This window comes from Streptomyces sp. NPDC098781 (assembly GCF_044759995.1).
Classification (GTDB): Bacteria; Actinomycetota; Actinomycetes; order Streptomycetales; family Streptomycetaceae; genus Streptomyces.
The window spans coordinates 162,832-186,595 of the sequence record NZ_JBIWAK010000005.1 but is presented as its reverse complement, the minus strand read 5'-3'; the positions used below and the strand labels follow the sequence as shown (position 1 = coordinate 186,595).

The 23,764-nt window shown below is 68.8% G+C and carries 20 protein-coding genes and 2 tRNA genes; 8 read left to right on the top strand and 14 right to left on the bottom strand.

Features of this window, described 5'->3' with window-relative positions; all coding sequences use genetic code 11:
* Nucleotides 1-110 precede the first annotated feature (110 nt).
* On the bottom strand, nucleotides 111-638 hold the full coding sequence (locus ACIQWG_RS21635) for a peptidylprolyl isomerase (RefSeq protein ID WP_404098157.1): 528 nt from the start codon (nucleotides 636-638) through the stop codon (nucleotides 111-113).
* A gap of 326 nt (nucleotides 639-964) precedes the next feature.
* Between ACIQWG_RS21635 and ACIQWG_RS21630 the strand changes: the two genes are divergently transcribed.
* A complete protein-coding gene (locus ACIQWG_RS21630) occupies nucleotides 965-1,678 on the top strand; it encodes a DUF5324 family protein (RefSeq protein WP_404098155.1) in 714 nt (237 codons plus the stop codon).
* 267 nt (nucleotides 1,679-1,945) lie between these two features.
* On the opposite strand, the gene ACIQWG_RS21625 is transcribed toward ACIQWG_RS21630, so the two are convergent.
* A tRNA-Ala gene (locus ACIQWG_RS21625) sits at nucleotides 1,946-2,018 on the bottom strand.
* Between the two features lie 182 nt (nucleotides 2,019-2,200).
* Between ACIQWG_RS21625 and ACIQWG_RS21620 the strand changes: the two genes are divergently transcribed.
* Together ACIQWG_RS21620 and ACIQWG_RS21615 are read left to right on the top strand one after the other, a co-directional pair.
* Nucleotides 2,201-2,749 (top strand): helix-turn-helix domain-containing protein, encoded by a 549-nt coding sequence (locus ACIQWG_RS21620; protein ID WP_404098152.1) that lies wholly within the window; start codon nucleotides 2,201-2,203, stop codon nucleotides 2,747-2,749.
* A gap of 175 nt (nucleotides 2,750-2,924) precedes the next feature.
* Nucleotides 2,925-4,760 (top strand): serine/threonine-protein kinase, encoded by a 1,836-nt coding sequence (locus ACIQWG_RS21615; protein ID WP_404098150.1) that lies wholly within the window; start codon nucleotides 2,925-2,927, stop codon nucleotides 4,758-4,760.
* Between the two features lie 137 nt (nucleotides 4,761-4,897).
* Here ACIQWG_RS21615 and ACIQWG_RS21610 read toward each other — a convergent pair whose 3' ends face one another.
* Both ACIQWG_RS21610 and ACIQWG_RS21605 read right to left on the bottom strand, forming a co-directional pair.
* A complete protein-coding gene (locus ACIQWG_RS21610; protein WP_404098147.1) occupies nucleotides 4,898-6,151 on the bottom strand; it encodes a hypothetical protein in 1,254 nt (417 codons plus the stop codon).
* A 303-nt stretch (nucleotides 6,152-6,454) separates the two neighbouring features.
* Entirely contained in the window at nucleotides 6,455-6,583 is a 129-nt protein-coding gene (locus ACIQWG_RS21605) for a DLW-39 family protein (protein ID WP_003999697.1), read from the bottom strand.
* Nucleotides 6,584-6,921: 338 nt separating this feature from the next.
* Here ACIQWG_RS21605 and ACIQWG_RS21600 point away from each other — a divergent pair, with 338 nt between their 5' ends.
* A complete protein-coding gene (locus ACIQWG_RS21600; RefSeq protein WP_404098145.1) occupies nucleotides 6,922-7,299 on the top strand; it encodes a DUF6344 domain-containing protein in 378 nt (125 codons plus the stop codon).
* A gap of 137 nt (nucleotides 7,300-7,436) precedes the next feature.
* Here ACIQWG_RS21600 and ACIQWG_RS21595 read toward each other — a convergent pair whose 3' ends face one another.
* Nucleotides 7,437-8,198, bottom strand: a complete 762-nt coding sequence (locus tag ACIQWG_RS21595) for an ATP-binding cassette domain-containing protein (RefSeq protein ID WP_404098143.1) — start codon at nucleotides 8,196-8,198, stop codon at nucleotides 7,437-7,439.
* A 330-nt stretch (nucleotides 8,199-8,528) separates the two neighbouring features.
* Here ACIQWG_RS21595 and ACIQWG_RS21590 point away from each other — a divergent pair, with 330 nt between their 5' ends.
* Nucleotides 8,529-8,978, top strand: a complete 450-nt coding sequence (locus ACIQWG_RS21590) for a hypothetical protein (protein WP_404098140.1) — start codon at nucleotides 8,529-8,531, stop codon at nucleotides 8,976-8,978.
* A 465-nt stretch (nucleotides 8,979-9,443) separates the two neighbouring features.
* On the opposite strand, the gene ACIQWG_RS21585 is transcribed toward ACIQWG_RS21590, so the two are convergent.
* The 9 genes from ACIQWG_RS21585 to dnaA form a co-directional block, all read right to left on the bottom strand.
* Nucleotides 9,444-9,517 (bottom strand) — tRNA-Ile (locus ACIQWG_RS21585).
* Nucleotides 9,518-9,643: 126 nt separating this feature from the next.
* Entirely contained in the window at nucleotides 9,644-10,432 is a 789-nt protein-coding gene (locus ACIQWG_RS21580; RefSeq protein ID WP_404098137.1) for a DUF3566 domain-containing protein, read from the bottom strand.
* Nucleotides 10,433-10,450: 18 nt separating this feature from the next.
* Nucleotides 10,451-13,042 carry a DNA gyrase subunit A gene (gene gyrA / locus ACIQWG_RS21575; RefSeq protein WP_404098134.1) on the bottom strand — a complete coding sequence of 864 codons (2,592 nt, stop codon included), beginning with the start codon at nucleotides 13,040-13,042 and terminating at the stop codon, nucleotides 10,451-10,453.
* 42 nt (nucleotides 13,043-13,084) lie between these two features.
* Nucleotides 13,085-15,169, bottom strand: a complete 2,085-nt coding sequence (gene gyrB / locus ACIQWG_RS21570; protein WP_404098132.1) for a DNA topoisomerase (ATP-hydrolyzing) subunit B — start codon at nucleotides 15,167-15,169, stop codon at nucleotides 13,085-13,087.
* Nucleotides 15,170-15,672: 503 nt separating this feature from the next.
* Complete coding sequence (locus ACIQWG_RS21565; RefSeq protein WP_404098129.1) at nucleotides 15,673-16,215, bottom strand: DUF721 domain-containing protein; 543 nt, start codon at nucleotides 16,213-16,215, stop codon at nucleotides 15,673-15,675.
* Nucleotides 16,212-17,333 (bottom strand): DNA replication/repair protein RecF, encoded by a 1,122-nt coding sequence (gene recF, locus ACIQWG_RS21560; protein WP_404098127.1) that lies wholly within the window; start codon nucleotides 17,331-17,333, stop codon nucleotides 16,212-16,214. Before recF ends, ACIQWG_RS21565 begins: the two co-directional genes overlap by 4 nt.
* A gap of 145 nt (nucleotides 17,334-17,478) precedes the next feature.
* A complete protein-coding gene (gnd, locus tag ACIQWG_RS21555; protein WP_404098125.1) occupies nucleotides 17,479-18,354 on the bottom strand; it encodes a phosphogluconate dehydrogenase (NAD(+)-dependent, decarboxylating) in 876 nt (291 codons plus the stop codon).
* Between the two features lie 178 nt (nucleotides 18,355-18,532).
* The gene (gene dnaN / locus ACIQWG_RS21550) at nucleotides 18,533-19,663 is read right to left on the bottom strand and encodes a DNA polymerase III subunit beta (RefSeq protein WP_404098123.1); all 1,131 of its coding nucleotides are present in this window, start codon (nucleotides 19,661-19,663) and stop codon (nucleotides 18,533-18,535) included.
* 894 nt (nucleotides 19,664-20,557) lie between these two features.
* A complete protein-coding gene (gene dnaA, locus ACIQWG_RS21545; RefSeq protein ID WP_404098121.1) occupies nucleotides 20,558-22,498 on the bottom strand; it encodes a chromosomal replication initiator protein DnaA in 1,941 nt (646 codons plus the stop codon).
* A 383-nt stretch (nucleotides 22,499-22,881) separates the two neighbouring features.
* Here dnaA and rpmH point away from each other — a divergent pair, with 383 nt between their 5' ends.
* Genes rpmH through yidD form a run of 3 tightly spaced genes read left to right on the top strand, consistent with a single transcriptional unit; the run spans nucleotide 22,882 to nucleotide 23,762 of the window.
* Entirely contained in the window at nucleotides 22,882-23,019 is a 138-nt protein-coding gene (rpmH, locus tag ACIQWG_RS21540) for a 50S ribosomal protein L34 (protein WP_015659252.1), read from the top strand.
* Nucleotides 23,020-23,040: 21 nt separating this feature from the next.
* On the top strand, nucleotides 23,041-23,412 hold the full coding sequence (rnpA, locus tag ACIQWG_RS21535; RefSeq protein ID WP_404098118.1) for a ribonuclease P protein component: 372 nt from the start codon (nucleotides 23,041-23,043) through the stop codon (nucleotides 23,410-23,412).
* Nucleotides 23,409-23,762, top strand: a complete 354-nt coding sequence (gene yidD / locus ACIQWG_RS21530) for a membrane protein insertion efficiency factor YidD (protein WP_030947151.1) — start codon at nucleotides 23,409-23,411, stop codon at nucleotides 23,760-23,762. The genes rnpA and yidD overlap by 4 nt, the downstream gene beginning before the upstream one ends.
* Nucleotides 23,763-23,764: the final 2 nt, after the last annotated feature.

Here is a 23,764-nt window from a genome sequence, read left to right as displayed (position 1 = left end):
CTAGATCGTCCCAGGTCGTCGAACGCGATGCACGTCCTCATGCACCGCCCCGCTCTTCCATACGGACGAGCGGGGCGTTTGGTTCCCTGCGGCAGGTGTCGGACCGGGCCTCAGCGGGTCTCGACGACGACGGACTCGATCACCACGTCGTTGACCGGGCGGTCGGTGCGGGGGTTCGTCTGGAGGGTCGCGATGGCGTCGATGACCTTCTGGCTGGCCGCGTCGGTGACCTCACCGAAGATGGTGTGCTTGCGGTTGAGCCACATCGTCGGCGAGACGGTGAGGAAGAACTGCGAGCCGTTGGTGCCCGGGCCGGCGTTGGCCATGGCGAGCAGGTAGGGCTTGTCGAAGGCGAGGTCCGGGTGGAACTCGTCCTCGAACTGGTAGCCCGGGCCGCCGGTGCCGTTGCCCAGCGGGTCACCGCCCTGGATCATGAAGCCGCTGATGACGCGGTGGAAGACCGTGCCGTCGTAGAGCTTTGCCGTGGACTTCTCTCCGGTGGCCGGATTCGTCCACTCACGCTCACCCTTGGCGAGTTCGACGAAGTTCTTGACCGTGATCGGCGCGTGGTTCGGGAAGAGCCGGACCTCGATGTCGCCGTGGTTGGTCTTGAGGGTGGCGTAGAGCTGCTCAGCCACGATCTGCCTTCCGTTGTCTTTCTGTGACCCCCCGATCCTCGCACGGACGACGGCATACGTCGCCAAGCTGTCGTTCACCGGTACGCAACCCGGCGCTTCGCTTGCAGAAAAGTCGCCGAGTGGGTACCTGACAGGGGCGCGAGGCGGGGAACCGTGGCATTGTCGACGACAAGCCACAGTTGCACCACATTGGTCCGCTATTGCGTTTGATCAAGTTCATCGGCACCCATATGCCCGCCCTCACATGCCGCAGAGCGTTCCGACAGGCATGATCCGTAAAAGGGTGGAAAGTCGAATTACCGTACGCCACCGAGGAGGAGGATCCCGTGACCCGCATCGACAGCGTGCGCGCCGCGACCGGCTCGGCGAAGGACAGCGTGCTGCACGCCGCGGAAGTGGTGGCGCCCTACGCCGACACCGCCAAAGACAGGGCCGCGCAATACGCACAGGAGGCGCGCGTACGGCTCGCGCCGATGGTGTCGCAGGCCACCGAGCAGGCCCGCGCGCAGGCGCGTCTCCAGTACGGCGCACATGTGGCGCCCTACCTGGAACAGGCTCGTTCGCACGTACCGCCGAAAGTCGACCAGGCCGCTCATGACGCGGCGGCCCGTACACGCAAGGCGGCCCGGCAGGCCGCCGACTACTCCCGACCGAGGTTCGAGCAGGCCGTGGCCGCGGCCGCACCCGTGAGGGACGAGGCCGCCGCACGGGGCGTCGCGGCAGTGGCCGCGCTGCGCGGCCAGGTCTCGGCGAAGGAGATCGAGAAGCTGGTCCGCAAGCATGAGCGACGCGCCAGGACCGGACGCGCCGTGAAGATGCTGGCGGTGCTGGGTCTCCTGGCGGGCGGCGCTTTCGCCGCCTGGAAGTGGTGGGACAAGCAGGCCAACCCGGACTGGCTGGTCGAGCCGCCGGCCGCGACGGAGGTGCCCGAGTCCGGCCGTCTCGCTTCGGTGGACGGCAGCGGCCAGACCGACCTGGACCCGGAGGTCCAGGTGAAGGAGGCCGAGGAGGAGGCAGCTCGGCGCGACGACGGCCGGTGAGATGACGACGGCCGGTGAGATGAGGAGGCTTCCCCTTCGAATGTGAGGGGGGCGTCCTCTTCGGAGGTGAGGGGCTTCCCCTTCGCCGGCTGCCGAGAACCATGGGTGGTGTGCGCCCCGTGCGACGGGCGCGCACCACCCTTTGTCGTCCCGCCCTGCCGATGACGGCCGATCAGGAACGCACGCGTCTCCTCGCCACCGATGGCGTGCCCGTCCCACGAGAAAGCCCTCTGACCTGCGTTTCCGTAGGTCAGAGGGCTTGGTGTGTGGAGCCTAGGGGAGTCGAACCCCTGACATCTGCCATGCAAAGACAGCGCTCTACCAACTGAGCTAAGGCCCCTGAAGAGGAACGTCCGACCGGAAAGAAACCCCACACCGGCGGGCGCCCTGACCAGAGTACCCGGTCGCCCCCCGGATCCCGCAAAAGGATTGGGGGTCCCCGTAAACGACCACTCTCCGTAGGATGCTCGGCGTGGTTCGCGACAGCGAACCGCGGTTTTGGGGAAGCGATGGGGAGACGCAATGGACGCCGCACAGCAGGAAGCCACCGCAAGAGCGCGGGATCTGCAGCGGAACTGGTACGGGGAGCCGCTGGGGACGCTCTTCCGTAAGCTCATAGACGATCTTGGTCTCAACCAGGCTCGTCTCGCGGGGGTACTGGGCCTGTCCGCACCGATGCTGTCGCAGCTGATGAGCGGGCAGCGGGCGAAGATCGGCAATCCCGCAGTGGTCCAGCGGGTGCAACTGCTCCAGGACTTGGCGGGGCAGGTCGCGGACGGCAGCGTGAGCGCGGCCGAGGCCACCGAGCGCATGGACGAGATCAAGAAGTCGCAGGGGGGCTCCGTGCTCAGCAACACCACGCACACGACGAACAGTTCGGGTGCGCCCACGGTCAAGCGGGTGGTCCGCGAGATTCAGTCGCTGCTGCGCTCGGTGGCGGCCGCCGGCGACATCATCGAGGCGGCGGACACCCTCGCCCCGACCCACCCGGAACTGGCAGAGTTCCTCCGGGTGTACGGCGCCGGCCGCACCTCCGACGCGGTCTCGCACTACCAGTCCCACCAGAACTGACCCCGTGGCCCGGTCGCCGAGGGGGTCGGCGGCCGGGCCGACGGTGTGCGTCCTGAGCGGGCACGAGGGGGTCGTGCGCGGGAGTACGCGAAGGACGGTCAGCGAGGGGGAGTCGTATCGCTCGTCGAGGGGGAAGCAAGGGGGGTAGCCGGAGGGGGAGGAGCGACGCACAACCATGGGTGAGGTCTTCGCCGGGCGGTACGAACTGGTCGACCCGATCGGACGCGGAGGTGTCGGCGCCGTCTGGCGTGCCTGGGACCACCGCCGCCGTCGGTATGTGGCCGCCAAGGTGCTCCAGCAGAGCGACGCGCACTCCCTGCTCCGGTTCGTCCGTGAGCAGGCCCTCCGGATCGATCACCCGCATGTGCTCGCGCCGGCCAGCTGGGCCGCCGACGACGACAAGGTCCTGTTCACCATGGATCTCGTGGCCGGCGGCTCCCTGGTCCATCTCGTCGGGGACTACGGCCCCTTGCCGCCCCCGTTGGTCTGCGTCCTCCTCGACCAGCTCCTCGCGGGGCTGTCCGCGGTGCACGCGGAGGGCGTGGTCCACCGTGACATCAAGCCCGCCAACCTGCTCCTCGAAGCCACCGGCACAGCGCGCCCACGGCTGCGGCTGTCCGACTTCGGCATCGCCATGCGGCTCGGTGAGCCGCGTCTGACCGAGACCAACCTCGTGGTGGGGACGCCCGGTTACCTGGCGCCCGAGCAACTCATGGGAGCCGAACCGGACTTCCCCGCCGATCTGTTCGCCGTGGGCCTGGTCGCGCTGTACCTGCTGGAGGGAGCCAAGCCGGACGCCAAGGCGCTCGTCCAGTACTTCTCCGCGCACGGAACGCCCAGTGCGCCCAAGAGCATCCCCGAACCGCTGTGGCAGGTCGTGGCCTCGTTGTTGCAGCCGGATCCGCATGCGCGGTTCCGCACGGCGACGGGCGCGCGCAAGGCCCTCGGCGCGGCCGCCGAGGTTCTGCCCGAACCCGGTCCCGACGACGAGCTCATCGAGATCTTCGACCAACTCGGTCCGCTGCCACCGGGGTTCGCACCGGAGGGGCCGCTCAAGCGGGCGCCGGGGATCGACGCGGGTAGGGGCGGCTCCGGGCGGGGCGGCTCCGGGCCGGGTGGCTCCGGGTCGGTCGGCGAGAGCTTGGGTGGGACGGGGAGCAGCTCCGGCACGGGTGGGAGGGAGAACACCCCGGGCACGCGTGGGAGGGAGAACACCCCGGGCACGGGTGGGAGGGGGAGCCTCTCGGGTGCGGCGGGAACGGTGAGCTCCGCCGGGTTCGCGCACTCGACCGGGATGGCGGGCTCCGCCGGGTCCGGGGCCGGCGCCTGGGCCGGCCCGGACGCCAGCGGCTCGGACGCCGCGCTCCACGATCCGCGCCGAGGCGTGACGGGGCCTGGTCTGGGCGCCAGCCCTGCTGCGGCTCCCGCTCCGGACGTCACCCCACCCCAGTCCGGCTCCGAATCCACGCCGCGTCCGGATGACAGCAGCGGTCCCCTCTCCATGTCGGACACCGGCAGCTTCCACCTGCCCCCGCCTCAGTCCACAGGCTCCGTCCCCCAGACACCCCACCCCACGCAAAGGCCCCTGCCCCAGCCGCCGCAAGCACCACCACTCCGGGCACAGGGCCACGGCCAGGGCCAGGCAGGCAGCGACGCACACAACGGCGTGCACCACCCCTCCGCCCACAGCTCCCCCTACGACACCACCCACGTCCTGTCCTCCCCCCAGTCACGGCCACCGCATTACCCGGCTCAGCTTCCGACGACCACGCCGGTACATCCCCAGCCCGTCGATGCCTCTACTGCTTCGTACACCGCCCAGAGCCCGCAGGTTCCACCTTCGGCGCCCCCACTTCCGCAGCCGAACCGCCGCGGCGGTCACCGCGCAGCCCGACGCACACCTCGTCGCGCCGCCCGCCGCCCCGGCCCGCCCGCCAAGGTGACGGTGCCCCTCCTGCTGCTGGCGCTGGCCTGCTACGCCGTCGGGTTCTGGGCACTGGCGCAGATCTGAGCCCGTGGTGGGCTGCTGGTCTCGCGGCCGGGCTCGAGAACCGCACTTGCCGACGGCCCTCCTGGCCCCACTACCGCCCCGAGCCCTTGTGCCGCGCCCCGGCCCGCTACGCCACTTCCCGCTACCCCGCTATCCCGCTACCCGGCCCCAACCCCCCGGCGAGCCACCACCATCCACACCCCCAACACCACCAGCACCAGCGTCCCCGCCCCGATCCCACTCACCGCGAGCAAGGTCATCGCAGCGTCCCCGCCGCCCCCGGTCCCGGCCGCGCCCCCCGCAGCCGCCTCGCGCTCCCCGGCCGAGACCCGGAACACACCCCGCGGCTCGGACTCGCCCGCATAATCGGGACCTGCCTGTGCCGTGCCTTCCTCCCGCACGCGCAGCGTCAGCTCGAACGGCCCCTCGCCGTACCTCTCCGCCACCTCGGCCGCCAGGTGCACCACGAGGTAGTAGGAACCGGCGAACCGCATGGCCCTGAGCCGGTCGGGGCCGGCGTACCGGTTCTCGTACGCGACCGGCGGCAGGGGCTCGAGTTCTGCGGCCTTGCGGCTGCCGTCGTAGTTGGCGCTCGCGTCGTCGACGAAGCCGCGTACGGGGTTGTAGAGCGAAAGGTCCAGCGCGCCGACGGCGTACCCGTCACCGCTGTTCGAGCTGCCGAGTTCGGCGGTGGCGTACAGCTGGCGGCCCCAGTCGAGCGGCACCTGGTAGAAGAGCGTCCGGCCGGGCTCGATGTCGGCGGTCCAGACGCCTTGGCCGACGGTGACCGCGGAGGCGAAGCCGGAGCCGCCTTCGCGGCGCTCGCCGTCGCCGGCGAGGAGAGCGGGCGAGGCCGAGTCCCAGGCCTCGGGGGCGCTCGTCTCGCCGGTCTGCCTCCGGGGCGGCTCGGAGGTGGCGAAGAGCTCCAGGTCCCAGCTGTCCGGCGCGGACTCCGCCGTTCCGGCACGCTCGACGATCACGTCATAAGTGCCCGCGCTCGCACAGCGAGGCCGCTTGGCCGACGCCTCGCGTGCGCCCCATGCCGCGATCGGACGCGGGCTGCGGACCACGCCGAAGGTCTCCGTGTCCTGGGAGCAGGAACGGCCCGCCGCGTCCCGCACGGACACCTTGACGCCGTCGCCGGCGTAGCGGGTGCTGTCCGCTGCGGGGACAGCGGTCACGGACACGTACACGTCAGAGGTGGCGTCGAGATCGAGGCGGTAGTGGATCTCGCCCGTGCCGGGCAGGGAGCTCTTGTACTCCGTGCCGGGTGTGAGCGGTTCGGCGTCCGCGGCGCCGGTCGCGCCCGTGACGGGCCGGGCGTCCGGGGCGAACCCGTAGGGTGCGGGGGTCCCGGCGGCTTGCGCGAGCGGAAGCGGCAGAGCAGCCGTCGTGCAGAGCAGCAGCGTCATGACGACCCCACGCGCGCGTGCCGGGGCGTGACCGCGCCGCATCCTCGCGGAACGCCGCCCCGCCGTACGCCGCCGCCTCATCACGCGCCACTCCTCGTCGCCGCCGGACCATGGACCGTCGCCCATCCTGCCCAGCCCGGTCGCGCGTCACCCCCGCAATCCGTACGACAGTCCGAAAAGCCCGGCTCTAGAGCCTGCGCATCGCTTCCGCAACTCGAAGCCGCGGCACCCGACCGGCCGCGTGACACACAAAACCCCGGCCGCGTGGGCGGCCGGGGTCTGTGTGCGATCCGTCGTGGTGGCTCACGAACCCGTGGGCACGGAGTCAGTCGCCTCCGTCCACAGATCCTGCTCGGCGCGATCCGCCTGGATCTGGCGGTACACGAGGAGCCCGCCGATGGCGGCCAGTGCGACCAGGAGAAGCTTCTTCACCGCGCGACCTCGTCTTTCGTTGACGTAGGGGACCTCTGGCGCCCGACTATACACACCGGTCGATATCAATCGGTGACCTGCGTCCGCGCTCAACTGCCCGTCGGCACACCCCAGTAGAAGCGGACAGCGCCGCTCCGATCGGAGGGTGATCACACCCCGACGGACGGTGACCTTTGGTCCCTTTCCTCCAGTTTCGCGCACCTGTCGAGCCACTTGCGCCCATTCGAGTGGTGTTCATCTGAAGATCGACGCGTCATGGGCGTCGGTCCATGACTTCTCGGCCCCCATACACATCATGAGGAAAGTACGCAAATCGCCCAACCCGAAAGTGAGGGGCCATGACCAGGAACAGGGTCATGAACCTGTGGACGGCCGTCGTCACCGCGTTCCTCGCGCTGTGCACGGCGCTCGGCTTCGTCACCAACACCGCCGCCGCGGCCGTGCCGCACACCGAGACGAGCCGCCGGAGTGGCGGGGACGACAACAACCGCAGCGCGGAGCTGCCGGTCCCGGCGACTCCCCACTGGGCCTGGTCCTACGCCAGAGCCCTGCCTCCCACGATGAAGCAGCGCATCCGCGCCGAGGCGCACGGCAAGACCCCCAGCTGCCGCCACCGCCCGCTCACGGAGACGGAAGCCGCGGCGTCCACCTCGACCACCCGAGAATGCGCCCACGAGGATGCTCCGGACCGACCACTGGTCCCACATCAACGCTGAACCCGGGCTCGCCCCCAGCGGCGAAGGCTCAGCAAGCTGTAATCCTCTGCTCCAATGCTTCGAATCCGCCGTCACAGCGAGCTTGCGCACACGCACCGCTCATGACGGCAGCCCCTTCAGCAGTACCGCGGCCCGCTTCATCCGGACCCCGGCCCGCCTCCCGGCTCGACGATGTGCCGGAGATAGGCCCAGGGATCGTTGAGGTAACGCCGCCAATGGTCGACGATTTCCAGATCCCGCCAGCCGGCGGGACGCATTCCGTGGTCACCCACCTCGATGATCTCGGCGCCGGGCAGCGCCGTCAGCACGGGTGAGTGCGTCGCGCAGATGATCTGTGCGCCGGAACGCCCCAGTTCGTGCAGATGCCCCACGAGTTGAAGACAAGAAGCGAAGGACAGCGCGGCCTCGGGCTCGTCAAGGACGTACAGCCCAGGCTCCTGAAACCGCTCGCGGAAGGCCATCAGAAAGCCCTCGCCGTGGCTCATCTCGTCCGCGGCCCCGGACAGCCTTCCGGACTTCTGCTCCCGGCCCAGCGCGTCCAGCGCCGTCTCCGCCCGCAGGAAGAAACCTCTGCGGCGCGTACGAGGCCCGCGCAGCATGCGGCGGCCGGCCGCCGTCGCCTCGAACCGGATCCGCCCGCCCAGGTCCGACGGCTCACGCCAACTCGCGTACTTGTAGCCGGCTGATCCGCCCCAGGAGTCCAGGCCGAAGCCCTCCGCCAGCGCCTCCACGAGCGTCGACTTGCCGGAGCCGTTCTCCCCCACCAGGAACGTGACCGGCGCGGTGAATCTCAGTCCGTCGTCCAGCAGCTGCCGCACGCACGGCACGGACCACGGCCACCCGCCGTCCTCCCCCAGCTCGCCCTCGGCGAGATGCGCGTATGCCCGTTCGACGATCATGCCGCCCAGGCTCTCATCCGGCACTGACAATCGGGGCCGACGTCACAATCGGGGCCGGCGTCACGATCGGGCGGGGTCGCACGACCGGGAATGCGAAAGACCCCCAGCCTTGATGGACCGGGGGTCTTCTCGCTGTGGGGCTAACAGGATTTGAACCTGTGGCCTCATGGCTCCGCAGGCGCACTCGGCTGGACGCCAATCGCGCAGCCAGCTGCTGCTTCCGAGCCATTCCCATGGTCTCCCCATGGGGGGGTTGCAGTCGCGGTGCCGAGGGATCGCGGTGATCCTGGCAGTGGAGCATGGCCGGCGCCGCATGGGCGTCGTGCATCGGTGACCGCGCTGTACAGGAAGGTGGCGGCCATGGCGGCTATGCAGAACGGACACCGGGGCCCAGGCAGCGGCGAAAGACTCAGCGGCGCGTCCGTGTTCGCGGGAGCGGCGATGATGCTCAGCGGGCCGCTCAGCATCCTCATGGGGGCATCCGGCATCGCAGGGGACAACCTGTTCGCCGCGTCCCAGTACGCCTACCGGTTCGACCTGACGGCTTGGGGCTGGATTCACATTGTGGTGGGACTGGCACTCGTCATCGCTGGCATGGGGGTCGTGACAAACAAGAGCTGGGGTCGCGGAGCCGGTGCAGCGGCGGCAGGGATCAGCCTGATCACCCAGTTCATGTTTGTTCCGTACTACCCGCTGTGGGCCTTCCCGGTGATGACACTTGACCTCCTGATCATCTTTGCGCTGACGAGATTCCATCTTGGAACCAACGGCGGTCAGTGACACACCTCAGCCCACCACACTCCCCAGCTCCCATCCCGGTGTCGGCCGATACCCCCGCCGGAGGCATCGTCTTGACCGTGGCCGCCTATGCGGTGATCGACTCCTGGCCTCCGGCCCTATCCACACGTGGGCGCGCGTAGGCGGCGGCAGCGTCAAGCGGGCCGAAGGCAGGGCGCGGGCGCCGGTAGAGCCGGGAAGCCCGACCAGCGGAGCGGAGCGCAGCCGGGGCTTGATCAGTTAGAGAAATCTGTAACAGCTCTCATGCCTTATGGCCTTCGCCGTCGACTGCGCCTGCGGAGGCACTGGCTGGCTGGACGGCGGCTTCTACGTCCGGGAGGGAGACGTACACCTGGCGGCGCCGACGAGCGGTGTCCGCTCCGCGCCACCTGACGCGACCCTGGGGGTTGGTGTCAACCGTTGATGTCAAAAGACCCCCGGCCCTGTGGACCGGGGGTCTTCTCGCTGTGGGGCTAACAGGATTTGAACCTGTGGCCTCATCCTTATCAGGGATGCGCTCTAACCAACTGAGCTATAGCCCCGCCGCGCTCTGCGGTGTGTGTCCCGCGCGCTGACTCCTGAAGATTAGCGCACGACGTGGGCAGTCCCAAAATCGGTTGTCGGAGCACCGTCACTAGAAGTTTGAAACCGCCCTCGGGCGGCAAAGGTCACTCGTCCTCTGCGAGCGTCAGCTCGACACCGCCCACGAAGCCGGCGGAGAGGTTGTAGATGAACGCGCCGAGCGTCGCCAGCGCCGTCGCGAGGACGACGTCGATGACGGCGATGATCGAGGCGAACATCAGGACGTGCGGCAGCGACAGGAAGGACTGGAGGTCGAAGCCGTTCGACTCGTTCGAGCCCGTCGCCTCGGAGATCGTGCCGCCGACCGTCGAGAAGACGCCCATCGCGTCCATGACCATCCACAGCACCGCGGAAGCCACGATCGTGCAGATGCCCAGCGCGATGGAGAGCAGGAAGCTGACCTTCATCACCGACCACGGGTCGGCCTTGGCCACCCTGAGGCGCGCCTTGCGGGTGCGCGGCGTCGTGGTCGCCCCCGTGCGTGGCCGGCGTACCGCGCTGCCCGGAGCGGGCGTCTGGTAGGCCTGCGGCGGGTGGTAGGGCGTGGCCGGCTGCTGCGACTGCCGTTCCCCGGGCAGCGGCGACGCCGACGGCGCGGGGGCCGCCTGCTGGGCGCCCGCGGGCTGGGGCTGGGGCTGGGCTCCCGCGCCGGCCGCGTACTGCTGCGTACCCGAGCCTCGGGTGTCCGTCACGGGTCCCCCCTGGGATCCAGGTGCGCCGGGCGAGGAAGGGCCTTGCGCGGGCGACTTGACCGCCTTCAGCTGAGTGGTGTGCGTGTCCGTCGCGGGCGCGGCGGAGCCACGGCCGCCGCCGTCCGTACCGGCCGTAGAACCGGTCGAGGTACCGGACGACCCGGCGCCCGTGGCTCCGCTCACGATGACTCTCTCCTCGTGCTACTCGGCCGAGGGTGCGTCACCCTCGTCCGTGCCGATGGTCGTGGCGGCACCTTCGGCGGTCTCGTCGACGACCACGTCGCCGTCGACTTCCTCCGCCTCGCGCCCCGCCTCGGCGTTACGTGCGACACCGACGACGGCATCGCGCTTGCCCAGGTTGATCAGTTGGACGCCCATGGTGTCACGGCCCGTCTCCCTGATCTCGTTGACTCGCGTACGAATCACACCGCCGCCCAGCGTGATGGCGAGGATCTCGTCGGTCTCCTCGACCACCAGCGCGCCGACGAGGGAGCCGCGGTCCTCGACGATCTTGGCGGCCTTGATTCCGAGGCCGCCGCGACCCTGGACGCGGTACTCGTCGACCGCGGTCCGCTTCGCGTACCCGCCGTCGGTGGCAGTGAACACGAACGTACCGGGTCGAACAACATTCATCGAGAGCAGCTCGTCTCCCTCACGGAAGCTCATGCCCTTGACACCCGAGGTGGCGCGGCCCATGGGCCGCAGCGACTCATCGGTGGCGGTGAACCTGATCGACTGTGCCTTCTTGCTGATCAGAAGCAGATCGTCGTCGGCCGAAACGAGTTCGGCACCGATCAGTTCGTCGTCGGAACCGTCCTCCATCGCACGGAGGTTGATCGCGATCACACCGCCGGAGCGCGGCGAATCGTAATCCTTCAGAGGCGTCTTCTTCACCAGACCCGCCTTCGTGGCGAGCACGAGGTAGGGCACCGCCTCGTAGTCGCGGATCGCGAGGATCTCGGCGATGGCCTCGTCCGGCTGGAAGGCCAGCAGGTTCGCGACGTGCTGCCCGCGCGCGTCCCGGCCGGCGTCCGGGAGCTCGTACGCCTTCGCGCGGTACACCCGGCCCTTGTTGGTGAAGAACAGCAGCCAGTGGTGGGTCGTCGAGACGAAGAAGTGGTCGACGATGTCGTCTTCCTTCAGCTTCGTCCCGCGGACGCCCTTGCCGCCGCGCTTCTGCGCCCGGTAGTCGTCCGTCTTGGTGCGCTTGACGTAGCCGCCGCGCGAGACGGTGACCACGATGTCCTCTTCGGCGATGAGGTCCTCGATGGACATGTCGCCGTCGTAGGGCACCAGCATGGTCTTGCGGTCGTCGCCGTACTTCTCGACGATCGCCGCCAGCTCCTCGCTGACGATGCCGCGCTGGCGGACCGGCGAGGCGAGGATCGCGTTGTACTCGGTGATCTTCGCCTGGAGCTCGTCGTGCTCCTGGACGATCTTCTGGCGCTCCAGGGCGGCCAGTCGCCGCAGCTGCATCTCGAGGATGGCGTTGGCCTGGATCTCGTCGATCTCCAGGAGCTCCATCAGGCCCGTGCGCGCGATCTCGACCGTGTCACTGGCCCGGATCAGCGCGATGACCTCGTCGATGGCGTCCAGGGCCTTCAGCAGGCCGCGCAGGATGTGCGCCCGCTCCTCGGCCTTGCGCAGGCGGAACTTCGTACGGCGGACGATGACCTCGATCTGGTGCGTCACCCAGTGGCGGATGAACGCGTCCAGGGAGAGCGTGCGCGGGACGCCGTCGACGAGCGCCAGCATGTTGGCGCCGAAGTTCGTCTGAAGGTCCGTGTGCTTGTAGAGGTTGTTGAGTACGACCTTGGCGACCGCGTCCCTCTTGAGCACGATGACGAGACGCTGACCGGTGCGGGAGCTGGTCTCGTCCCGGACGTCCGCGATGCCGCCGATCTTGCCGTCCTTCACCAGGTCGGCGATCTTCTGCGCGAGGTTGTCGGGGTTGACCTGGTAGGGCAGCTCCGTGACCACCAGGCACTGGCGGTTCTGGATCTCCTCGACCTCGACGACCGCGCGCATGGTGATGGAGCCGCGGCCGGTGCGGTACGCCTCCTCGATGCCCTTGCGGCCGACGACGAGCGCGCCGGTGGGGAAGTCCGGGCCCTTGATGCGCTCGATGAGCGCGTCGAGGAGCTCCTCGTGCGTGGCCTCCGGGTTCTCCAGGTACCACTGGGCGCCGGAGGCGACCTCGCGCAGGTTGTGCGGCGGGATGTTGGTCGCCATGCCGACCGCGATGCCGGCCGAGCCGTTGATCAGCAGGTTCGGGAAGCGGGCCGGCAGGACGGTCGGCTCCTGGGAGCGGCCGTCGTAGTTGTCCGTGAAGTCGACGGTCTCCTCGTCGATGTCACGGACCATCTCCATCGACAGCGGCGCCATCTTGCACTCGGTGTACCGCATGGCGGCCGCCGGGTCGTTGCCCGGGGAGCCGAAGTTGCCGTTGGAGTCGACGAGCGGCATGCGCATCGACCACGACTGGGCGAGGCGCACCAGGGCGTCGTAGATCGAGGAGTCGCCGTGCGGGTGGTAGTTGCCCATGACGTCGCCGACCACGCGCGCGCACTTGTAGAAGCCGCGCTCGGGGCGGTAGCCGCCGTCGTACATGGCGTACAGGACGCGGCGGTGGACGGGCTTGAGGCCGTCCCGGACGTCCGGCAGGGCACGCGAGACGATGACGGACATCGCGTAGTCGAGGTAGGAGCGCTGCATCTCCGTCTCGAGCCCGACGGGCTCGACACGCAGGGTCTGTCCCTCGTCAGGCGTGACGGGAGTGTTCTCGTCGGTCATTGCTGGTGAAGGTCCTTCCTGGTGCGGTCAGCTGAGACCGACTCAGATGTCGAGGAAGCGGACGTCCTTGGCGTTGCGCTGGATGAACGCGCGGCGGGCCTCGACGTCCTCGCCCATGAGGACCGAGAACAGGTCGTCGGCCTGGGCGGCGTCGTCGAGGGTGACCTGGCCGAGGACGCGGTGCTCCTGGTCCATGGTCGTGATGCGCAGCTCCTCGGCGTTCATCTCGCCGAGACCCTTGAAGCGCTGGATCGAGTCCTCGCGGACGCGCTTGCCGCGCTGACGGCCCATCTCCAGGAGCGCGTCGCGCTCGCGGTCGGAGTACGCGTACTCCACCTCGTCCCGGCCCCACTTGATCTTGTAGAGCGGGGGACGCGACAGGAACACGTGTCCGGCCTCGACCAGCGGCCGCATGAAGCGGAACAGGAAGGTCAGCAGCAGGGTGTTGATGTGCTGGCCGTCGACGTCGGCGTCCGCCATCAGGATGATCTTGTGATAGCGGAGCTTCTCGATGTCGAAGTCCTCGTGCACACCCGTGCCGAAGGCCGAGATCAGCGCCTGGATCTCCTGGTTCTGAAGGATCTTGTCGATCCGCGCCTTCTCGACGTTGAGGATCTTTCCTCGGATCGGGAGGATCGCCTGGTACTCCGGGTTCCGGCCGGACTTGGCCGAGCCGCCGGCGGAGTCACCCTCGACGATGAAGATCTCGCACTTGGTGGGGTCGTTCGACTGGCAGTCGGAGAGCTTGCCCGGGAGTGAGGCGCTCTCCAGCAGGCCCTTGCGGCGGGTCAGGTCGCGGGCCTTGCGGGCCGCCACGCGCGCGGTGGCCGCCTGGATGCCCTTGCGGATGATGTCCGCCGCCTCGTTGGGGTTGCGGTCCAGCCAGTCGTTGAGGTGCTCGTAGACGGCCCGCTGCACGAAGGTCTTCGCCTCCGTGTTGCCCAGCTTGGTCTTCGTCTGGCCCTCGAACTGCGGCTCGCTCAGCTTCACCGAGATGATCGCCGTCAGACCCTCGCGGATGTCGTCACCCGTGAGGTTGTCGTCCTTCTCGCGCAGCAGCTTCTTGTCGCGCGCGTACTTGTTGATCAGGTTGGTGAGCGCCGCGCGGAAGCCCTCTTCGTGGGTGCCGCCCTCGTGCGTGTGGATGATGTTAGCGAAGGAGTACACGCCCTCGCTGTAGCCGCTGTTCCACTGCATGGCGACTTCGAGGGAGAGGGCCTTGTCCTTGTCCTCGGCCTCGAGGTCGATCACCGACGGGTGCACCACGTCTCCCTTGCGGGAGTTGAGGTACTTCACGAAGTCGACGATGCCGCCCTCGTAGTGGTACGTGACCTTCTTGACCTCGGCGGTCTCGTCCGCGCCGGCCTCGTCCGCACCGGACGTGGCCTTCGCCGACTCGCGCTCGTCAGTGAGTTTGATCGTCAAACCCTTGTTGAGGAACGCCATCTCCTGGAAGCGCCGCGAGAGCGTCTCGAAGGAGTAGTCGGTGGTCTCGAAGATGTCGCCGTCGGCCCAGAAGGTGACCGACGTGCCCGTCTCCTCGATGGCCTCGTGCTGGGCGAGCGGTGCCGTGGGGACGCCCATCTTGTAGTCCTGCGTCCACCGGTGGCCGTCGGTACGCACCTCGACGGCGACCTTGGAGGACAGGGCGTTCACGACGGAGACGCCCACGCCGTGCAGACCACCGGAGACCGCGTAGCCGCCGCCGCCGAACTTGCCGCCGGCGTGCAGCACGGTCAGCACGACCTCCAGGGCCGGCTTGTTCTCGGAGGGCACGATGCCCACCGGGATGCCACGGCCGTTGTCGACGACGCGCACGCCGCCGTCGGGGAGGATCGTGACCTCGATGGTGTCCGCGTGGCCGGCCAGTGCCTCGTCGACGGAGTTGTCGACGACCTCGTACACGAGGTGGTGCAGTCCGCGCTCACCGGTCGAGCCGATGTACATGCCGGGGCGCTTGCGGACCGCGTCCAGACCTTCGAGGACGGTGATGGCGCTGGCGTCGTACGAGGCGGTGACCTCGCCGTTCGACGAGGTCACCGCGCCGCTGGCGCCGGCGTCGGTGGACGGGATGTTCTCGTTGGGGTTGCCGGAATCGGCCACGAAGCGCCCTTTCTGGCACAGCACGAGCCAGGCTCTGGGGGTACCCCCTCCGGGGGAGGGTGCCGGAGCGGCTGCGGCATGTTGCGTTGGTAAGCCTTGATCAGCGTTGCTCAGCTTTCCCGGACGGTCCCCACGAGTGGGGCGGGATTGCGCTCCAGTCTACCGGTAGCGCCGACAGTGATGGGGGTTTGCCGGTACCTGAGTCCGCATGTGCCGCCCTGAACCTGCCTCCGCCGACTCCCGATATGCGGATGGGGGCTCCAAGAGGCTCACAGAGCCACTCAGCGCTTCCGGCCGTCAACCCTTGGCTACTTCGGAGTCAGGTCATGATTCGCAACCGCGTGCGGTTGAACGAGAAGCAGGTCGCCGACCGCACTTCGTGACCGTCGACGACTGCTGATGTGATGTCGGTCACCTGTGCCTGATGATGCTGGTGAGGCTGCTGTGAAGGCGGTTCCGCGGGGGCGGCTCGGCCTTCGCGGCACGCGCTGCCGATGGGCTGATCGCCGCCTGCCCGACCGGCTCGATCAGCCGTAGGTGTCGCCGGGACCCTGGCTTCCGGGAGCGCGCAGCGGGCCGTAGCGCCGGGGCGGGCCGCTGGGACCGTGCACCTTGATCTGCTTCACCGCGCCGTGCCCGAGGTCCTCGTTGAGGCGGGCGACCAGCGTCGGGGCGAGCAGCCGCAGGTTCGTCGCCCAGGCCGTCGAATCGCAGCGCACGACCAGGACGCGCTCGTCCTCGTCGTACTTCTCCGGCACACAGTGCTTGGCCACGTCGTCGCCGACGATCTGCGGCCAGCGCCCCATCACACCGCCCACCGCGGCCGGGGTCTCCCAGCCCCGCTCGGTGATCAAGCGGTTGATGGCGGAGCCGAGCGCCATGGGGTCGCGGCCGTCGGCGCGCGCGCCGGAGCGCAGGCCGCCCCCACGGCGCGCCTGCTTCTTCTGCTGAGCGGCGTCCCCACGCGCGCGTGCCTGCTCCTTGGCGGCCCTCAGTGCCACGCGCGCCAGGTCGACGCCGGAGGGTTCGGGGGTCTTCCTGGGGGCGTTCTCGGACGGCTCCTCGCTCATACGCGCTCCACAGTCCCCTCGGACACCGAGTACCGGGCCCCTGCCAGCACATGCGGTACGTCGTCGTCGACCGCCGCCGTCACCAGGACCTGCTCGCCGGGCGCGACCAGCTCGGCCAGCCGCTCACGGCGACGGCTGTCCAGCTCGGCGAAGACGTCGTCGAGGATCAGCACCGGTTCGTTGCCCTCGGCCCTGAGCAGGTCGTACGACGCCAGGCGCAGCGCCAGCGCGTACGACCAGGACTCGCCGTGCGAGGCGTATCCCTTGGCGGGCAGCTGACCGAGTTTGAGATTCACGTCGTCCCGATGCGGACCCACGAGCGTGACCCCGCGCTCGATCTCCTGCTTGCGGGCCTCGGCGAGCGCCGCCATCAGCTGCTCGAAGAGGTCCTCGCGGCTGTGTGCCTCGCCGGGAGCCGACGGCTTGTACTCCAGGGCGACGGGGCCGCCGCCGGGCGCCAGCTGCTCGTAGGCCTTGTCGGTCAGCGGCTGGATCGCCGCGATCAGGTCGAGGCGCTGGGCGAGCAACTCCGCGCCCGCGCGCGCCAGATGCTGGTCCCAGACGTCGAGCGTGGACAGGTCCATGGAGCGGCCGCCGTGCCTTCGGGCGAGCGCGGCCGACTTCAGGAGGGTGTTGCGCTGCTTGAGGACGCGCTCGTAGTCGGAGCGCACGCCGGCCATCCGCGGGGAGCGGGCGGTGATCAGCTCGTCGAGGAAGCGCCGCCGCTCCCCGGGGTCGCCCTTGACCAGCGCGAGGTCCTCCGGCGCGAACAGGACCGTCCGGACGATGCCGAGCACATCACGCGGTCTGACCTGCGAGGACCTGTTAATGCGGGCGCGGTTGGCCTTGCCGGGGTTCAGCTCCAGCTCGACCAGCTGCTGCCGCTCGCCCTGTCGCACCTGCGCCCGGATCACCGCTCGCTCGGCGCCCATGCGGACCAGGGGGGCGTCGGAGGCGACGCGATGGCTGCCGAGGGTGGCGAGATAGCCGACGGCCTCGACGAGGTTGGTCTTGCCCTGGCCGTTGGGGCCGACGAAGGCGGTGACGCCCGGGTCGAGCGGAACCTCGACCCGGGCGTACGAGCGGAAGTCGGCCAGCGACAGATGCGTGACGTGCATGGTCGTTCGCCGACCTCCCCCAACATGTGGTTGGACTTTCCCCAGTTGTGGACAACCGGGTCACTCCCGAGGGTGCCAGGGTGCCATCCCCAGGGTGTGGAAACTTTCGCGTGGACCTGTGGGCCTGTGGCCTGGCCCTTGTGAACTACTTCTGCTCGACCGCGTGGCCGCCGAACTGGTTCCGCAGCGCCGCGATCATCTTCATCTGCGGCGAGTCGTCCTGGCGGGACGCGAACCGAGCGAACAGCGACGCGGTGATCGCCGGCAGCGGCACCGCGTGGTCGATGGCGGCTTCCACAGTCCAGCGTCCCTCACCGGAGTCCTGTGCAAAACCCCTGAGCCTGTCCAGGTGCTCGTCCTCGTCGAGGGCGTTCACCGCGAGGTCCAGCAGCCAGGAGCGGATCACCGTGCCCTCCTGCCAGGAGCGGAAGACCTCCCGGACGTCGGTCACGGAGTCGACCTTCTCCAGCAGCTCCCAGCCCTCGGCGTAGGCCTGCATCATGGCGTACTCGATGCCGTTGTGGACCATCTTCGCGAAGTGGCCCGCGCCGACCTTGCCGGCGTGCACCGCGCCGAACGTGCCCTCCGGCTTGAGGGCGTCGAATATCGGCTGCACCTTGGCGACGTTCTCCGCGTCACCGCCGTACATCAGCGCATAGCCGTTCTCCAGGCCCCAGACGCCACCGGAGACGCCGCAGTCGACGAAGCCGATCCCCTTGGCCGCCAGCTCCTCGGCGTGCCTCTCGTCGTCCGTCCAGCGCGAGTTGCCACCGTCCACGACGACGTCACCGGGCTCCAGGAGCTCGGCGAGCTCGTCGACGGTCGACTGGGTCGGGGCACCGGCCGGGACCATCACCCAGATCACGCGCGGGCCCGGGAGCTTGCCCACAAGCTCTTCCAGGCTGTGGACATCCGCGAGGTCGGGGTTGCGGTCGTATCCGACGACGGTGTGGCCCGCGCGGCGGATCCGCTCGCGCATGTTGCCGCCCATCTTGCCGAGGCCGATGAGACCGAGCTCCATCAGAGTTGTTCCTTAGGTTGCTGTGGCGTGTGAGGCACATTCGTACCGATGTCCGAGCCTAAACCCGGACGCACGCGCACATCCGTGGGCATACGCGCTCAGACGTACGCCCTCACCTGCGGGTTCTCCCACAGGCCGGGCTCACTTCTCCACCGGCCTGTGGACAACTCCCGGTTGCTCAGCCGCTCAGGCGCACCGGCATGATCAGGTACTTGTAGGCCTCGTCCGCTTCGGCGTCCAGCGCCGGCTTGCCGCTCAGCAGGGCGGGCTTGGTGGACGTCGTGAACGACAGCTGGGCCACCGGGGAGTCGATCGCGCTCAGGCCGTCCAGCAGGAACGTCGGGTTGAAGGCGATCGAGATGTCGTCGCCCTCCAGCTGGGCGTCGACCCTTTCCACAGCTTGTGCGTCGTCGCTGGAGCCGGCCTCCAGGATGAGCACGCCCTGCTCGAAGCTCAGCCGCACCGGGGTGTTCCGCTCGGCGACCAGGGCCACACGCTTGACGGCCTCCACGAAGGGGGCGGTCTCGATCACGGCGACGGAGTTGAACTCCGTCGGGAACAGGGTGCGGTACTTCGGGAGGTCGCCCTCCAGCAGGCGGGTCGTCGTACGACGGCCGGCGCCCTCGAAACCGATCAGGCCCTCACCCGAGCCGGAGCCCGACAGCGCGAGCGTGACGCTGTCACCGCTGGTCAGCGCCTTGGCGGTGTCCAGAAGCGTCTTGGCGGGCACCAGGGCGACCGCGGAGGCCTCCGGGTTCTCCGGCTTCCACAGGAACTCGCGGACCGCGAAGCGGTAGCGGTCGGTGGACGCCAGCGTCACGGTGTCGCCCTCGATCTCGATGCGCACACCGGTCAGGACGGGAAGCGTGTCGTCGCGGCCCGCGGCGATGGCGACCTGGGCGGCCGCGGAGGCGAAGACCTCGCCGGGGACGGTGCCGGTGGCGTTCGGCATCTGCGGCAGGGCCGGGTACTCCTCCACAGGCAGGGTGTGGAGTGTGAATCGCGAGGAGCCGCAGACCACGGTCGCCCGTACACCGTCTGTGGAAATCTCCACCGGTCGGTTGGGCAGAGCGCGGCAGATGTCGGCGAGCAGCCGGCCGGAGACGAGGACCGTGCCCTCCTCCTCGACCTCGGCGTCGACGCTCACGCGTGCGGAGACCTCGTAGTCGAAGCTGGACAGGCTCAGCTGGCCGTCGTCGGCCTTGAGCAGGAGGCCGGCGAGGACAGGCGCCGGCGGACGGGCCGGGAGGCTGCGAGCCGCCCAGGCCACGGCCTCCGCGAGTACGTCGCGTTCCACCCGGATCTTCACTGTTGCCGCCTCCTGCTGTTGCCGGCGCTTCTCGGCCTGCCTGGCTTCGTCGTCTGTCTCGGTGTCGTCGGCCCCAGTGAGGGGAAGGACACCGGGGAACAGTCTGACGCACCCCACTGACAGTAGGTGCCTCTCGGGGTCAAGTCGTGACGAGGGGCAGTCGGGAGCCGGACAGCGAGTTGTGCACAGGGCCCTCTTCGAAACGGATTCCCAGCTCTCTCTAGTTGGGAGTAGTAGTAGGCCCTGTGGATACCGTGGATAACCGCGTTTGCGCAGCTCAGAGCGGAGATTTTGTCCACCGGCCCTGTGGGCGACGGCAGTGGACAACCAGGTGTTTCTGTGGAGAACAGAAAGTTCTGCACACCCCATGCACAGCCTGAGGCGACTTCTCCCCAGCGCCGTCCCCAGCTTTACCCACCTTTCCCACAGGCCAACCCGGCATCTTCGTGTGACGCCTTTCACTCGACACGGTGAGAACGCGCGTCGCGTTGCCGAACAGTGGACAGCGATGTGGAGAAGCTGGGGATCGCTGGGGACAACCGACCCCAGCCTGTGGGTTGCCGGTGGACAACTTCGTGCACAGCCTGTGGATCACCGTTCTGTCCACAGTCTGTGGAGATCGTTCGTCCACGAATCCACATGCGGATGACCTGGTCTGATGGTCTTTCAACAGGGGCGCCTGTGGACACAGTCTGGACAACTTTCCAGTCCCCAGGATGTGGACGGCAGAAAGTCACTGAATCTGTGGAGAGTGGCCGTAACCCGGCCGCTAATCGAACAGCGGGTGTCCGTACGTGCGGTCACGCAACGACGAAGGGCGCCCCGGGATCTCGTCCCGGAGCGCCCTCGACGACGTACGGCGGGCTCCAGCGGCCCTCCTGCCGGCCGGCTGTGTCAGCCGTTCTTGATGCGGTTCGTGAGCTCGGTGACCTGGTTGTAGATGGAGCGCCGCTCGGCCATCAGATTGCGGATCTTGCGGTCGGCGTGCATCACCGTGGTGTGGTCGCGGCCGCCGAACAGCGCGCCGATCTTCGGCAGCGAGAGATCCGTCAGCTCACGGCACAGGTACATGGCGATCTGGCGGGCCGTGACCAGCTGGCGGCCTCGCGAGCTGCCGCACAGGTCCTCGACCGTGAGACCGAAGTAGTCGGCGGTCGCGCCCATGATGGCCGTCGAGGTGATCTCCGGCGTCGCGTCGTCGCCGCCGGGGATCAGATCCTTCAGGACGATCTCCGTCAGGCCCAGGTCCACCGGCTGCCGGTTGAGCGAGGCGAACGCCGTCACCCGGATCAGCGCGCCCTCCAGCTCGCGGATGTTGCGCGAGATGCGGGAGGCGATGAACTCCAGGACCTCCGGCGGGGCGTTCAGCTGCTCCTGGACCGCCTTCTTGCGCAGGATCGCGATCCGCGTCTCCAGCTCGGGCGGCTGGACGTCGGTGATCAGACCCCACTCGAAACGGTTCCGCAGCCGGTCCTCCAGGGTGACCAGCTGCTTGGGCGGCCGGTCGCTGGAGAGCACGATCTGCTTGTTCGCGTTGTGGAGCGTGTTGAAGGTGTGGAAGAACTCCTCCTGCGTCGACTCCTTGTCCGCGAGGAACTGGATGTCGTCGACGAGCAGGATGTCCATCTCGCGGTAGCGCTTGCGGAAGCTGTCGCCCTTGCCGTCACGGATGGAGTTGATGAACTCGTTGGTGAACTCCTCCGAGCTCACGTACCGCACACGCGTGCCCGGGTAGAGGCTGCGCGCGTAGTGCCCGATCGCGTGCAGCAGATGCGTCTTGCCGAGCCCCGACTCCCCGTAGATGAACAGGGGGTTGTACGCCTTCGCGGGTGCCTCGGCGACGGCGACCGCGGCCGCGTGCGCGAAACGGTTGGAGGCGCCGATGACGAACGTGTCGAAGAGGTACTTCGGGTTCAGACGCGCGGTCGGCTCACCGGGGCCGGGTGCCGGCGCGGGCTGAGCGGCCAGCGGGCCGGGGGCGCCGGTCGTCGGCAGGGACGCGCCGACGGGGCCACCGCGGTGCACATGCCCGGAGCCGATGGGGGGCTCGGGTCGCTCGCGGCGAGGGCCCTGGTCGTATTCGGAGCGCGGCTGGTCGTAGTCCGAGCGCGGCTGGTCGTAGTCGTTGCGCTGCTTCTCGTAGTCCGGCCGGTGCTGCTCGTAGTCGGGGCGGCGCTGGTCGTAGTCGGGCCGATGTCCGTCGTAGGACGGCCGTTCCATCGCCTGCGGGCGGTAGTCCTGGGAGGGGGAGCCGTAGGAGTCCTGCGCGTAGGAGTCCTGCGACGGCGACGCGTACGGGTCCCGCTCCGGGAAGCCGAGCCGCTGCTGCTGCCAGCCGTACTCGTCCTGCGTCGGACGCGGCCAGCTGCCGGGGGCCGGCTCGGGGCGCTGGTACTCGCCCGGGTAGGCCGGGCGTGCCGTGGGCAGCGGGTCGGCGGACGGGCCGGGCATCTGGTCGTCGGCGCGGTGGCGGCCGTAGCTCTCGTACGACGGGAGCTCGGGCTCCTCGTAGCGCGGCTGCTGCGGGGCAGGGGGGACCGGCGGACCAGGGGGCTCGCCGGCGGAGTCGTCGACGGTGATCGCGATGCGGATCGGGCGGCCGCATTCCCGGCTCAGGGTCTCGCTGACGATCGGAGCGAGACGGCCCTCCAGTACGCCTTTCGCAAATTCGTTCGGTACGGCGAGCAGGGCGGTGTCAGCGACCAGCGCGAGAGGCTGGCAGCGCCGGATCCAGTGCTCGTCCTTGGCCTCGACACCCTGCCCGCGGCCCTCACCGAGAAGCTGCTCCAGAACTCGTGGCCACACTGCGGCAAGATCGGCAGGTACGTCAGCCACAGGGCACGCTCTCTCACAGGTCCCACGAACGTGTGATTGTGGGACGGGTCGGGATTCAAATGGGTGGAGCCAGATTCAAGGGGACAAGGGAACGAATCGGAGTTCAGCCACGGTAGTCAGGGCGGCGGGTGCGGTTCAAGTTGTTGTCCCCAGCCTGTGGATAGTGTCTCCCAGTGACCTCTGGTTTGACCGGATGGCGTAGCCGCGCGTACCGTAACCAGGTCGAGTTGTCGATGGCTGCTGCCGCCTGCCTCCGATGGGCACAGATCGCGTTAGGTGATCGGGAAGCGGTGCACTCGGGCGTTAACGCGAGCTACTCGTGGGCGCACGGTGACAGCCAGGACGGCACCCCGCCACTACCGATTGATTTCTGGAGCCCCCGAGTGAGCAAGCGCACCTTCCAGCCGAACAACCGTCGTCGCGCGAAGACCCACGGCTTCCGCCTGCGGATGCGTACCCGTGCCGGTCGCGCGATTCTCGCGAACCGTCGTGCCAAGGGTCGCGCCAGCCTGTCCGCCTGATCCTGATCAGGTCATGACGTCGTGCTGCCTACCGAGCATCGGCTGAGGCGGCGCGAAGACTTCGCGACCGCGGTACGACGAGGTCGCCGGGCAGGCCGCCCGACGCTTGTCGTCCACCTTCGTAGCGGTTCCACGGACCCGCACGCGCCTGGGGAGAGCGCTCCCCTGACGCGTGCGGGTTTCGTCGTGAGCAAGGCTGTCGGTGGCGCGGTCGTACGGAACAAGGTGAAGCGCAGGCTTCGCCATCTGATGCGCGACCGAGTCGACCAGCTGCCCCCCGGTAGCCTGGTAGTCGTACGAGCGTTGCCCGGTGCGGGTGATGCCGACCATGCACAGCTGGCCCGAGACCTGGATGCCGCGCTGGAGCGGTTGCTGGGAGGGGGCGCGCGATGAAGTACCCACTGCTGGCCCTGATCAAGTTGTACCAGTGGACGATCAGTCCGCTGCTGGGGCCGGTGTGCAAGTACTACCCGTCGTGCTCCCACTACGGGTACACGGCCATCGACCGGCACGGTGCGATCAAGGGCACGGCGCTCACCGCGTGGCGCATCCTGCGATGCAACCCGTGGTCGCTCGGTGGTGTGGACCATGTCCCGCCGCGGAAGCGCCCGCGGTGGCACGAGATGGTGCGCAACGCGTGGCGCGCACGGAAGGGCGGGCCCTCCGCCGCCGAAACGGCCATCGAAGGGGATGTTCCTTCGAGCCCGGCCGCAGAGACCCCGTCCCATGTCCAAGGAGCATGATT